At 43.3% G+C, this 14,408-nt stretch carries 8 protein-coding genes; 4 read left to right on the top strand and 4 right to left on the bottom strand.

The genetic code is table 11. The annotated features are described in order from the left end of the window. Both JMY05_RS06205 and JMY05_RS06200 read right to left on the bottom strand, forming a co-directional pair. A complete protein-coding gene (locus JMY05_RS06205) occupies nt 1-867 on the bottom strand; it encodes a YihY/virulence factor BrkB family protein (protein WP_045446916.1) in 867 nt (288 codons plus the stop codon). A gap of 210 nt (nt 868-1,077) precedes the next feature. Next, nucleotides 1,078-2,787 (bottom strand): TolC family protein, encoded by a 1,710-nt coding sequence (locus JMY05_RS06200; protein WP_201614512.1) that lies wholly within the window; start codon nt 2,785-2,787, stop codon nt 1,078-1,080. Between the two features lie 622 nt (nt 2,788-3,409). On the opposite strand from JMY05_RS06200, the gene glpK reads away from it, so the two are divergent. The 4 genes from glpK to JMY05_RS06180 all read left to right on the top strand — a co-directional run bounded on the left by glpK (nt 3,410) and on the right by JMY05_RS06180 (nt 7,989). Beyond that, complete coding sequence (glpK, locus tag JMY05_RS06195; RefSeq protein WP_201614510.1) at nt 3,410-5,002, top strand: glycerol kinase GlpK; 1,593 nt, start codon at nt 3,410-3,412, stop codon at nt 5,000-5,002. Between the two features lie 266 nt (nt 5,003-5,268). Then, entirely contained in the window at nt 5,269-5,781 is a 513-nt protein-coding gene (locus JMY05_RS06190) for a hypothetical protein (RefSeq protein ID WP_045446919.1), read from the top strand. A 248-nt stretch (nt 5,782-6,029) separates the two neighbouring features. Beyond that, complete coding sequence (locus JMY05_RS06185; RefSeq protein ID WP_201614508.1) at nt 6,030-7,058, top strand: endonuclease/exonuclease/phosphatase family protein; 1,029 nt, start codon at nt 6,030-6,032, stop codon at nt 7,056-7,058. Between the two features lie 238 nt (nt 7,059-7,296). Further along, complete coding sequence (locus JMY05_RS06180) at nt 7,297-7,989, top strand: TetR/AcrR family transcriptional regulator (RefSeq protein WP_055124242.1); 693 nt, start codon at nt 7,297-7,299, stop codon at nt 7,987-7,989. A gap of 141 nt (nt 7,990-8,130) precedes the next feature. Here JMY05_RS06180 and JMY05_RS06175 read toward each other — a convergent pair whose 3' ends face one another. Both JMY05_RS06175 and JMY05_RS06170 read right to left on the bottom strand, forming a co-directional pair. Next, the gene (locus JMY05_RS06175; protein WP_045446922.1) at nt 8,131-8,904 is read right to left on the bottom strand and encodes a hypothetical protein; all 774 of its coding nucleotides are present in this window, start codon (nt 8,902-8,904) and stop codon (nt 8,131-8,133) included. 166 nt (nt 8,905-9,070) lie between these two features. Next, a complete protein-coding gene (locus JMY05_RS06170; protein ID WP_201614506.1) occupies nt 9,071-14,404 on the bottom strand; it encodes an SdrD B-like domain-containing protein in 5,334 nt (1,777 codons plus the stop codon). Nucleotides 14,405-14,408: the final 4 nt, after the last annotated feature.

Raw genomic sequence — 14,408 nt, 5'->3', positions numbered from 1 at the left:
TTAGTACATTCGGACAGCATAAGGTTTGGCGCTTTCTAAGGCTTCAGAATTAAAAATCGCACCAAAAGCGACGATAAATGCTGAATAATAAAGCCAAAGCATAATGACCACGGCAGCTGAAAGCGCGCCAAACTCAGCGCTATAGTTATTAAAGTTTTGCACATAAATCGAAAATAGCACAGACAATACAATCCAAAGAATGGTCGCCAGAGCTGCTCCTGGCACCAGTTTTTTTAGCGCGACGGCGTCACGGTTTGGGGCTAGGCGATAGAGACTTAAAAAGCTTAAAAATATGATACCAGCCAATATAGGCCACCTGCTCCAAAGCGCAATCGTTTTAGCTATTTGCGGGAAGGGGAAATAGGCTGCCCCTACAGGAATAATAGCAATAGAAGAGACCGCTATAATCAAGATTACTACCGCGCCAAAGGTTAAGCTGACTGCTAAAATGTTACCTTGTATGAAGCTTCGCTCTTGAGTGATATGAAAGGCAAGATTGATCAGAATAATTAAAGATTTAACACCTTTAGAGCCAGCATATAGGGCGAGTAAGGTCGATAAGACAAGACTAAACGTGAGCGCGGATGTGGTATTAGAGACCAATGCGCTTAGGCGTGAATTGAGGACTTCATACACCGTATCAGGTATAAACGGACGCAAAACCGAGATTTGCTCTTGCATCTCAGCTGGTGAAAACGCGAGACCATAAAGCAGTACAAACACCGCCATTACTGGAAAAATTGATAAAAAACCAAAAAATCCCACGCTCGCGCAGTGTGCCCAAACATTAGAGTTGTTCGCAATACGCCACGTCTTTAATGAAGGCTGCAGCCAGTTATTTATTAATTTAGAAGTCGGGTTTTTCATAAAACAGTATTCGCAATAGAGTTAGCAATAGTATGGTTAATGGCAGCTTCATGATAATTAGTATGGTCAGGCTACTGTAATAGTATTGTGGCGTTAACCTCGCTTGAGGTATCAAATATACCTCTTCGCTCAGCTTCCTTGTCATACTTTAAAATCGAATCGACTATATAAACGCTTATCCACACTATCTATCATTTTCAAATTAAATCATTACTCAGTATACAAAGTCGGTAATCGAATATCAGCAGCATTAAGATAGGCATTAAAGGCAAGAGGCGTACCACAGCTTTGCATGAGTGCGGCCAGCGATTGTACATAGCTGTTCGCCGCTTGCGCTTGTTCAGTACGTGCTTTAAGCGACTGCGTTTGTGCTTGGACTACCTCAATCGGTGTATTTACACCTTCTTGTAGCCCCAACTGGCGCAAACGTAAGACTTCTGCGGCTAGATCTACGTTACTTTGTAATGCCTGATAACGAGATTGGGCATTATTAACATCGTGCCAGTTTTTTTCGACCAGTAATAATAAATTGTCACTGACTTCGATTTCAGACAGATCCGCTTGGCGTATTTTGGCATTGCTCGACGCGAGTGACGCATTTTTATCAAGACCACCCCACAGCTTCCAGCTGGCTGATATACCGGCTACCCAACTGGGGTCTTTTTCAATTTGCCCGTAGCCATAGAGCATAACGGTAGGCTTGTGACCAGTATCTGATAGCGCATGTAGCTGCTCAGCTTGTGCGCGTTTGGCGGCGACTTTTTGTAGACCTGGGTGATTGGTGAGTGATAAATTTTGAAAATAGTTTACATCGGGTAAAGGACGGCTAGAGACAAATAACGGTGTCGTGGGTTTGATACGATAGTCGGTACGCAATAGCCGCTGTAAAGCCATCATCGCAAGACGAGCATCGTTATTGGCATTGACGGACTCACTTTTTGCATCGGCAAGCGCAGATTGTGCTTCTAAGCGATCAACACGTGAGATAAAACCTTCTTCAAAAAGCCGCTGCGCCATATGGTCAGTCTGCTGCAAGGTATCATAAGCATCTTCGCGTAAATAAGCGGCAATGATGGCCAGCTGTGCCTTAAAATAACGCTCAATCAGGGTGTTATAAAGCTCGTTTTTATCCAATAGACTGTCTGCGACGGCTTCTTGGGTACGGGCATTGGAAGCACCTGTCAAAGCGTTGGTACGTCCAGCAGTATAGATGGGCCAAACCACGCCCAGACCTGCACCAGCCGTTGAGCCTGAGCGCTTTAACTCATAAGAATCTGGGATACGCTCGCCGACCAATTCACCAAAATTCGGCAAATCTGGTAGCGGTGGAATAGGCGGAATCACATTATCGACACCATTGTTAACGTCATTAACAATACCGTTTTTCAATGATGATAAGTCAAGATCCGCGTCTAAGTTGTAAGCGTTGGCTGATAATTGGGCAAACACCAATGGATTGTCTAAGGTTTTGAGCGCATCCGTTTGATATTCACTAGCCGCAATCGCCGCTTGATTGGCGGCCAGTTTCGGTGACACTTGTAATAAGATATTTTGAGCTTGCTCAAGGCTTAACAGGCTAGATACTGCTAATGGATAACTATTATCAATACTTTTATGGGTAATGGGATCGATAAGCGTTGTTAAGCCAGTTTTTTGTTCGGCTTGACCCATATCTGTATCTATCGTTGACCTTTTATTTTGAATCTCGTTTTTTTGAGCGTTGTTTTGAGCGATGTCTTGAATACTGCTTTGAGTACTGTATTGAGTGTCAGCGTCGATAATTTGCGTCACTGCAACGGCTGTGACCTCATTCGGTGACTCGATATTATGATCCGTAGCGCTTGCAAAAACAGGCGCCGCTAAACCCATGAACGTAATCGTCATCACCGCAGTAGACAGAGTCGATAAAGCAAATTTCATAAGTCACATAAGCCATTAATTAGAATGCAAAGTATTTTAGAGTCAGGCAAAAAAGTATCAAAAATATCAACTGTTATGGTCAAACCCTGTTCAAACAGTTCAATATGGTCAACCATTAACAGAAACCAATATTTTGTTATGGATAACAAGCGCTACACTGTAGTGGCACAATAGTGACGGGTCAATGCTCAGTATTTGCTTACTGTGCGTTGAATAAGCCATGATTTTATGTTAGAGGTCGGGTGTTAAGACAAATAATAACATCATTTGTTAATTAATAATAAAAGGTTTATCAAGTCATTAGCACTTAAATCGATTTTAGATCACTTTTAAAAGCTGTCAGCGATAATGATGGTTAGTGATGATTGTTGTACTACAAAGCAGTTTATAAACTATACATAATAGTGGTGTGTGCTATATTTCAGCACCTTATAGCATTGAGCAAGATTAAAATGAACGGCATTTATTTTAACCGTCGGCAGTTGCTCATTGGCGCAGTGCTAATGTAAATAAAACTGGCTATTGTGATAAGCGTTGCTCGCAAAAAGTACGTGCTATCAATAAAGACTCGGCTATAAAATATAAATGTAAAAAATGAATGCGACAAAATAGGATGTGAGTAATGGCAGGATATATTTTGGCTTTGGATCAAGGGACGACATCGAGTCGAGCGATATTGTACGATGATCGTGCGCGTCCGATAAAAATGGCACAGCAGCCCACCACTTTACAAACCCCAAAAGCGGGCTTTGTCGAGCAAGACGCGCAACAAATTTGGCAAACGCAGATTAGCTGTGCCCATGATGTGATTAATCAAGCAGGGCTGCTTGCTACCGACGTCACCAGTATCGCGATCACCAATCAGCGTGAATCTATTGTCATGTGGGATAAGCAAACGGGTAAACCTTTAGCCCCTGCCATCATTTGGCAAGATCGCCGTACGGCGGTCTACTGTAAAACACTCGCAGCTGAGAGTACCAGTAGCATGATGAATGGCAGCCATGATGATGTGACAAGCGAAGTGCAACGTATTACAGGCCTACGTTTAGATCCATATTTCAGTGCCAGCAAAATCGCTTGGCTACTAGAGCACAATCCGAAATTGAGCGTACGAGCCAGTAGAGGAGAAATAGCGGTTGGTACTATAGACAGTTGGCTCATATATAAGCTAACTGGTGGTGAGCATGTCATTGATGTGACCAACGCTTCCCGTACTTTATTATATGATATCCACAAGCTTGAGTGGTCAGAAGAGCTGTGCGCCCGTTTTGCGATACCCATGAATATTTTGCCTAAAGTCCTAGCATCTGATGGTGACTTTGGTAAAACCAAAAAAGGACTATTTGCCAAACAAATTCCTATTCAAGCGGTATTGGGCGATCAGCAAGCGGCACTTTTTGGACAAGGCTGCCTCGATGCGGGCATGGCCAAAAACACTTATGGCACTGGGTGTTTTATGCTGATGAATATTGGTCAAAAACCCAAACTGAGCGAGCATAAACTACTAACGACAATCGCTTGGCAACGAAAATCCACACCGACTCGTCCAGACAATTTATCTTTCGATCAAATTGTAGAGTCAGGCAAACGCATGTTGCAGCCACCCAGAAAGAAAGTCACTTATGCCTTGGAGGGTAGTGTGTTTATGGCAGGTGCTATTGTCCAATGGTTACGAGACAATCTAGGTATGATTCAACACAGCAGTGAAGTCGAAGATTTAGCCCGCCAAGTTGATAGCAGTGAAGAGGTGGTGTTACTGCCTGCATTCACAGGACTAGGAGCACCCTATTGGCGCTCCGATATCAGCGCGAGTATTACTGGTATGAGCCGCGGCACGACTAAAGCCCATATTGCTCGTGCTGCGTTAGAGGCGGTTGCTTATCAAACTTATGATGTGCTCATTGCTATGCAAAAAGACAGCCCTCATCCATTAACTGAGCTAAGAGTAGATGGTGGCGCGGCTAACAATGACTTATTGATGCAGTTTCAAGCTGATTTACTCGATGTGCCTGTCCTGCGTCCGAGAGATACAGAAATTACTGCCAAAGGTGCAGCATTGCTCGCAGGTTTAAAAACGGGGCTATATGATGAAGGGACGATGCAAGCATCATGGCAAGTCGATCGCGTTTTTGAGCCCCAAATGTCCAGTGATATCCGTGAACAACATCTTAATAAGTGGCAACGAGTCATCGATAGAGCATTGACATCCTTATAAGTATTGAACAGACACATTAAAATATTGTAACAACTCAATGAAAAATTACTTAAAACGCTTCACTGTCCTACAAAATCATTATAAAGATACAGGCTGTAACGCAAGACAATCGCAATCTGGACACAATTTACACAACCTATCTATCTGTTGTTATCCATAAATTTCTATACTTTAGGCGACTCAAGTAACACATGAATCGAGTAAGACCGCTAATTTTTAGCACTTAATAAATCTAAAATATAACAAATTAATTTAAGGATAAAATTATGAGTAACTATGACGGTATTGATCGCAGTGAAGTAAAGCATATGTCAAAAGAAGCTAAGCAGGATCTGAATGCTGACATTATCACAGGTGAGCCAGGTTCGCATCCAGTAGGTACAGCCATTGGTGGTCTTGGCGGCGCAGCAGCGGGTGCAGCAATCGGTACAATGGCAGGACCACTTGGTACACTCATTGGTGGTGCGATTGGTGCTATCGTTGGTGGCGGTGCAGGACATGCAGCAGCAGAAGCGATTGATCCAACACGTGAAGAAGCTTACTGGCGTGCAGAATATGCAAATGTTGATTATTACAAAGAAGGTTATGACTTCGACCGTGATCTACATCCAGCTTATGCAGTAGGTTACGCCAACCGTGCTCGTTATCCTGCGGATGCACGTTTTGAAGACCATGAAGCTGAATTAGAGCGCTCATGGCATGAAGTAAAAGGTGAATCACGCATGGAGTGGGAAGAAGCACGCAAAGCATCGTATGACGCATGGAATCGTGTATCGTAATAAGCGAAACTAACAGCACATTTTATTTAAGTAAGTAGACAGTATATAAGCTTACTACCTTATCACTGGGCTTAGTCTGATTGTAGACTTGGGTCTGCTGATAGACTAAATACTTTCAATTTATGCTATTTTAAAGTCTTCAAAGATTTCTTTGGAGGCTTTTTTGCTGTATATTACTAAGTATGAATATATTAAATAGCCAATCATCTTTGGAAGCAATATTCTAGAATAAAAATAATAGGTAATCTATGAACAATAATGCGGAAGCTAAAAGCGCCAGACAATTTTATATCGCCACTGCTAACTTGCTCAATTTTGCCAACCCTAACCGAATTTATTATGACAATGCGCCAGCTTACAGTAACGATGAATACGAGCACAAGCTAAGCGGCATCACCGATTTATTAGCAAAAGCACATGCTGATATTATTGCGGTGCAAGAAGTCTGGGATAGTAATGCGCTTGAAGCGTTGGCGGTGTCGTTGGGATTTAAGCCCGAGCATGTTGTTATTCCGTTGGCAAGCAACGACCGTTCAAGCCCTTATACCCATGGCAAAGGGGCACAAAATACTCCTGCCGTTGGTATTATTAGTCGCTTTGAGCAATTAGAAAGCCGCTTGCTTGAAGAGATTGCACCAAAAGCGGTGATTGATATCCCTGATATTGGTCCTTACCAGCGCTTTAATCGTCCACCATTAGTAGTACGGGTCGATGCCTTTGGTCAACCGATAACGATTATTACGGCGCATCTAAAAAGTAAACGGGCATTTTTCTTGCGTGATGAAAGTGGCAATTTGTTAGAAGACATGGACGATCCAAATATTCGAGTCCGTGCCAAGCTTCGTAGCTTATGTATGCGCGCCGCAGAAGCAGCTTCTATTCGCATGTCTATTATAGAGCGCTTACGTCATACTCGTGAGCCATTGATTTTGTTAGGTGATATGAACGATGTCACTGGTAGCGTCACTACCCAATTGATGGCTGAGACTGGTGAAGTTAATTATGACAAAGGTATGCGCGATGTTGCATTATTCGATGCTGCGCGTATCCAAGCACGCTATGGTTGGATGAAAGATGTGGCATATACCCATATATATCAAGGTATGCCAGAAGTGATTGATCAGTTATTTGTTTCAGAAGAGTTTCTTCCTGATAGCAAGTTTTCACTGGGTCAGGTTGAAAGAGTAGACTATTTCAATGACCATTTAAAGTGGGACTATACAGATAGGGTCATCGATCATGGTATTATAAGAGCGAAAATTAAACTCAAAGATTAAATTTTTTACATTACGTGGTTAACGCTATTAAATGGTTGACCTATACATTATTTTTTAACCCATTTATCTCCCTTGCTTGATAGTGTACAAGCGTTTATGATGCCTCTCCATTAGACATAGTAGCGCTAATATCAGTGCTACATTATTAGCTAATAGGATGTAATTCTTCAATTTAGGGCGAATACTATCTATTGAAGATTATATTTATAAAATAGGGTGTAACATTAAGAGACTTATGATGAGCGAAAATAAAGACGAAAAGATTGAAGATGTGTTGGTAGATTCGGAACTGGCAAAAAAACTGGTCCCGAATAAGTTTAAGTTTACCAGCCAACAAGGCCGTGCGCGCCGTCAAAAACTTTTGGCTGGTGCTAAGAAGTTAAGTGAAACACAACCTATCAATGACATTACTTTGGCGGCTGTATGTGAAGAAGCAGGCATTCCAAGAGCTTCTGCTTATCACTTTTTTCCTAACATCGAAGCGATATTTTTAGCATTGCGTTTTTTGAATGCTATCGAAATATTAGAAATAGTAGAAACAGTCGATATTGGTAATTATGACAGATGGCAGGGCTATTTAACGGCACTTATTGATAATTGTGTGACGATATTCCATAACGACGAAACCAAAGCTAAGCTCATTTATGACACGAACACGCCTGATTTTGAAGGTGATAGTTTTGGTGAAGATATCGATCATCAAATCGTCGATTTGGTTTATAAGCGTTTATCAGAGCGCTATGAGATGCCGAGTTTCCACGATATTCAAGACACACTATTGATTGCTTATAGCATTATCAATGCGATATTTACATTGTCTTATCGTCGTCACCAAAGCATTACCAATGAATACATCCAAGAAGCAAACACTGCGTTTATCGCTTATTTGCGTTGCTATCTACCAGAAAAGCTACCGCGTAAGAATCGCTAGTTTTTTCGCTATTTAGATGATATATAGACATTAGGGCATGGTTAACATGCTCTAATATCTGTTAAGTAAATACAAAAAAGCCGACATCATATGTCGGCTTTTTTGTATTTACTGCCTTGATGAGCAGTGGTAATAATGGACTTAACGGATAGGCGTTAATACTTGCCCACGGCAACTATCAGCACTCGTATCTAATGTCTCATATTGCTTATAATAGCTGAAGATCAGCTCTTCCAAAGCGACGTTGGTCTGTGAATCATGGGTATTGACGTAAGCTTCGCGGGCTTGTTCAAGCCAACGATCTGCCATGCGAAAATGGATGCCTGATTCCCGCCAGCCGCGCTCGCATTGGTTCGTAGCAGCCCAAATTAAAGCGACCTCGCTGAAAGCTATCTCTCGTGGTGCTGACTCGATACCACCGCTATCTTTTAGCGCGCTTAAGGTTGCCCATAGATCGGGGCGCATGAGAGCAGAGTTTGATGGTATGTCTTGAATAAGGTTGAGATCTTGTTCCTTGCCATTTTTTAAGGTAGTCAAAATCGTCTCTGCTGCCTGTGCTGCTTGCTGTCCAGCAGGTGAACGACTATTCATGCTGTCTTGATGGAGGGCATAGTTGAGCCAAGCCTGAGCTTTATAGGCAAAGTATTGTTGACGTGCGCTCATGTTTTTTTGTTGATACGCTTGTAACTCTGTCAACATACAGTTCATAGCACGTTGGCGCGTACTTTGGTATTTTGAGTGGTGAGACTGAGTTTGAACATCATTGGCACAGTGAGTAGCGTCATGGGTTACTGCCACTTTAGGCGTATGATGACTCGCCGATGCAACCGAGGTCATTGTCAGGAAGAAAGCGGTTGATAATAAAGCTTTTATAGGCTGTTTATAATAGGCTGCTTTGTTGGCAGGATTAGGCATGATGCAAAACCTCATATTAAGCGGATCAGTATCAATATTAGTATTGGTACTTGCGGTTTTCGGCGCTGATCTCATCGCTTATTAAAATATATCTGTCATATAATATGATGAACAGCGCGATAACGCCCGCATTGTCGTCAGATGATAACACGACAATGGGGATAAATTACAATGTAGAGTGAGTCGTCAAACGCTGGTTCTTACGTGGATCATCACGTTTGAATAGGTCTTCGTCAAACTTGAAACGTAATCTAAAGTAAGCGCCTTCCATAGTGCTATCGTCATAAGCGATGTCTTCATCCTCAAAGCCCATGAAGTTATAACCTAGTGACAACCAAAGATTGGTCATCGGGCTATAGCCTACTTCCGCACCCAGCATATAAGACATATCATCTGCTTGTTTGTTCCAATAAGTGCCTGCTTGCAAGCCCACATCCCAGCGCTCACTGATGTCATATAGACCGCGAGCATAAAGCGCATGGGCTGTATTGTCGCTACTGATATTATCAGCATCAAACTGAGTATATTTACCCGCGTAACGGCCCGATAACGTCAACGGACGCGTTGGATGATAGTTACCACTCAATGACCAAATAACGGCATCTTTTTGATAGGCGTCATCGCCAGTACTGTTATCATCTAAGCGATACTCAAGCTTGGCTAACATGTCTAACTGATTGCTATCATAATCACGATAGGCAGCTCCTAGCTGGAAACGATTAATCGTGCGATTGCCATCGTCATAATCGACGCGTGAGTAGATGTCCTTGGCCAACAGAGTCACATCATCGGTATAGCGATAAGCAATACCAGCGCTACCTAGCAATGTGTCACTGGTCTCACCCCAACGCTTCTCAAAACGCGCCGAGGCTTTGTAATCTTCTTTCGCAAGATACTCTACACCAATGCCAGCTGCCGTTGCGGTATTTTCGGTATCGCCCTCTAATGATTCAACACGCTCAAATAAAGTATTGATGGTTAAACCCTGCTGGACATACCATTTGTTCTTAAGACCAATGGCCGCTTCAGCTTCGCGGGCACTGATAGCATCGCTCATGCGGTATTCGCTATAGACTTTGCCGTCTTTCATATAAGCGGCATCAAAACCAAATACGGTACGCTGGCGTTCTTCAGTATCATCAAGACCATAGCTACCAGATAGACTGTTGATCAAGTCATGACGGGCGTATAGGCGACCTAAACCACCTAGCGGCGTCTCGCCTCCGATGGAGGTGGCATTACGATTACTGTTATCAATATCTTGCTCATATTCTGCAAATACTAAAGAGTCATTGAGCTTGGGTAACCGTGCCGTGATACGAGCGCGGGCGGTAGTACCTTCAATATCTTTTTCAGAATCACTGACATTATTTAGCGCCGATTGATTGATAATATCGTCATTAAAGAGAGTGTTATCAGTCACATCTACGACGTCTGTTACCGCTTGGATATTGCGTGAAGCTGCCGTCGCATCTTGCTTATAATAACGTAAGCCAATCTCGCCAACGATGTTGGTGCTCAAACGCTGTTCAATACTGGCTAAGGCACCTTGGCGGCTAGCATCAGTGGTATGATCTTTTGTACGTACGCCTTCTAGTTTTAGCGCGGTCTTTTTATCATTAATTAAATGAGTGACTTCGACGCCCGATTCAGCGCGCCCAGCAGTCTGCGGCGAGGCACCAGTCACGAAACCTTCGTCAGTATCGTTATAATAAGCTTTGGCACGAGTGTTTTTCTGGTTATCAAAGTCAAGCTCGATACGCAAGGCATTACCTTCTGCGTCCTGACCGTCTAACTCTGTCGCATTGATTTGATTGCTTGGCTGAAAATTTGGATTCTCAGCTTTATTCATCGCGTATTCAGCGACCAGTTTTAGCTTATCGTTAAACTTGATAACGCTGTTGACGCTAGCAAGCTCTTCTTTGTTAAGAGGATCAGCACTGTTGACATAGCTACCACCGATGGCGACTTTATCAGTCAACTGCTGCTTGGCAGCAATGCCACCGACCAAGTATTTTTCGCCGCCTTCATCGACTTCTACAGTGACTCGTAGATAAATAGGGTTGCCATCGATGTCTTGGCTAGCGATAGGGGCTTTTAAAAATAAGCTGCGACTGATAGGGTCAATTTCATAATCGGCAAAGCGGGTAAGGGTCTCACGGCTAATGATCAAGCCTGGATTGTTGGCGTCACGAGTGATCACTTCGACAGTTTCTGAGTTTTCTAATACGGCATCAAAGTTTTCAGCCAATGGATAAGGGCCTGAGATACCAAGACCACGAGTCTCATTGACGCGCTGGCTGGTACTCGTCTCCGCGACAAAGGCGGTAATGCGAGTATTGCTATCTTCATACTGGGCTTTCAGGCCAGTCAACGTACGGTTATATTGACCTAATTTAATACCTTCATCGTTATCGATTTGAGTTTTTAAATCGCCATACATAGCAAATGAGCGGCCCTTGTCCAAGCGCACATAGAGTTTGCTGGTAGATTGCGCATCAAAGCCCTTGGCTGATGAATCACCATAGACAGGATAGTATTCACCAGGCTCGATATCACGGAACAGACGCTCGCCTTTTTTGTCACTGTCATAAGCCAAAGTGAGCAAATAATCGCCACGTACTTTGCCTTTAAGGAACATCGCGGCGCGACCAGAAGCGGTATAGTCATCGTTACCAGCGAAATCATTGAGCTCTTGCTCAAAAGCGCCTTGGGCGTCAGTAATGCTGCTGCCATCAAAGTCTTTAAGTGAGATTGCGCCTTCGACGATGCCGACGGCAATGAGAGGACGTAATTGCGCGGTAAATTGTAACGGGATAATCTGTTTACTGCTACCAGTGTCGATGACCAAGTCACCTTTACCCGGTACACTTGGTGCAGTCACGGGTATGAGTAGCTCGCCACCTGAGACAATAACTTGCGTACCAGCTTGATCTTTACTGCTGTCATTAAGATTGATACGGCCGATATTGGTATCGATAGTGATAGGTGTTGAGGCGATATAAGGACGGCCATCACGGTCTTTTAGGCTAATAACGACTTGATAATCGCTAACGCCATCTGCTGGTACTAGCTGCGCTTGAGTGCGATAGTCAATGGCTTGTAAATTGTCTGGCGTTGATACTTTAATGGTTTGCTCAGAGATAATTTTGCCATTCACGTCAGTAGCGACACCGCGCAAGATATTGTTGCCGCGTTTTAAGTCGACGGCATAGTAATCAAAGGCAGTCACATTCTGTTTTTCTTGCTCAGCAGTTTTGCCGATTTGTTGTTCTGGTACTGCTTTTCCATTGGCATATAGTGTAAATATTGAACCCAGTGGCGCTTGCACCTGTACCATTTGTTTATAAGTGCTGAGCTGTTGACCTTCGTTTAAATTGATAAAAGCCACGTCATTGTTAGCCACTTCTTTGAGATATTCTTCCAGCTCTTTTTCTACTGGCGGTGCTACCGTAGTGACGGTCATATCAACACGATTGGCGGCTGGATTGATCATCTCATTGACGATAGCAGAGTCACAGTTGCTGCCCAGATCTAAGTCGCCATTGATGTTGCAGCCACTGGCGTCTACATTATCATCGTAGTCACGATTGTAGTCAGGGTCTAGGGTTAGCTCGGTTTTTACTGCTTGCTCAAGGCTATCATTCTTAGCGCTCACTGATTTGCTACGAGCGACAAGCTCTGTATTCAAACGCTCAGTGCTATCGCCCATACCGACCACGATACCGAAATCGGCACGATGTAATTCGCCATATTTTAAGTCAACGAAACGGCTGCCAGCATCGCCCGCATTGCGATTACTTTGGGTGACCATCTCGGTTGAGTGAGGGATGGTGGTGCGGTCAATTTTTAAGACGTGAGTTTTGGCACTGACACCATAAAAGTTATATTTACCTTCAGGATCAGTCACGACAAAGTTACCGTTTTCCATGTAGATACGCACGCCTGCAACGCCAAGTTCGCCATCTTCTTTTTGTTGAATGCCGTCACGGTTGATATCGTGATAGACCTTACCGATGATGATGCCATCAGTATTCATGACGCCGCGCTCTACTTCAATTTTCCACTGTGCTTCTCTTGAAACTAAGATTTTACCTTGCTCATTGCTAGCGACGGCAGTCGCGCGGTTGATGCCATCACCGCCCAATGATGAGGCACCAATTAAGACACGGTAAGTAATTTTTTTACTTTCGCCATTTGCCATATTACCTAAATTTAGCACCTGATATTTACCATCAGCTTTAAACTCAGTGGTTTGTACTTGGTCGATATTGATATCAGCAGTTTGGTTGATACGTACACTACCATCTACATAAGCAAAACCACGTGGTAGGGCGTCTTTTAGTTGTACATCGTAAGCGGTAGAGTTGCCACTATTGGTGATATTGATGGTGTAGCTAACATAATCACCAAATTCAGCGCTTTTAACGTCGCTTTCTTTGGTGACGACTAAGCTTGGGCTATCATCGACGATATTGATTTGTGTATCTAAGTCATCGATACGTACGGTGAAGTCACCTTCGCTTGGTAGCTGCTCAGCGCCAGTACCGACAGAAGGCGCAATACAGGCATCTAGACTTGCAGTCAACGTGTCATTTGCTAGAGTCTGAATAAATTTGTCATTGATAGCGTTGGCATTGTTTTGTGTTGGTGCTGATAGCTGATATTTACCAGTACTATTGCCCGTCTCAATCGCTTTCAATGCGTATTTGTCACCCGTCAACAAAGAGGTAATCGTGACCCATACTTGATCTGGCTTATCTAGCTGAACGTTACACTGCGCATAGCTGGCATCGATATAGACGTTTTCCTCGATTTGCGAGGTGGTTTTGTTTTCGTCAAACTTAGGCGTTGTAAATTTGATTTCAGGCTCAACGATGATTAGTCTATCCGTTGCGTTGACACTCGATACGGATGGGTCTTCCAGAACGACAGCGCCAATTTTAATATCTGCAGTATCGCCACTTTTGCCGTTAACATCTGATAAAGCTTGCACGATAAACTGGATACTTTCACTGTGTCCAAGTTTGATTTGTGCGCTTAAATTATCGAAAATAACTTCAGTATCACCATTATCAACGACGCCGTTTCTATTTAGATCTTGATAGACTTTTAAGTTTGAGAGCGTTGGAGATACAGCTAATGTTAGCTCAACAGTCTGGTTGCTATAGCTGGTATTGCTTAGGACATTTACCCAGTTAACCAAGGCGTTAGGCATAACGGTGAGTAACGGCTGTTGAGTGAGTTCAATACCGTATTCAGGAAGGTCTGAGGCTTTGACTTGTACTTGGTTTGAGATGCTAGATATTGTGACGTCAGTCTGGTTATTGACGTTATAGCTAGCATTTGCAATATTGTTGATGATTTGCAGATTAGGGTTTGCTGCATCAGCTGCAATCGCGATATTTGATTGCATAAGCAACATTGCCAATGACAGCGCAGAGATCTTCGCTGAACACAATGCAGTACGATTAGACGGTGTCATGGTAGATAGAGTCATATGT

Source organism: Psychrobacter sp. JCM 18902, assembly GCF_904846615.1.
Taxonomy (GTDB): Bacteria; Pseudomonadota; Gammaproteobacteria; order Pseudomonadales; family Moraxellaceae; genus Psychrobacter.
Note: the sequence above shows the minus strand (reverse complement) of the source record. Positions and strands in the feature narration are given on the sequence as shown.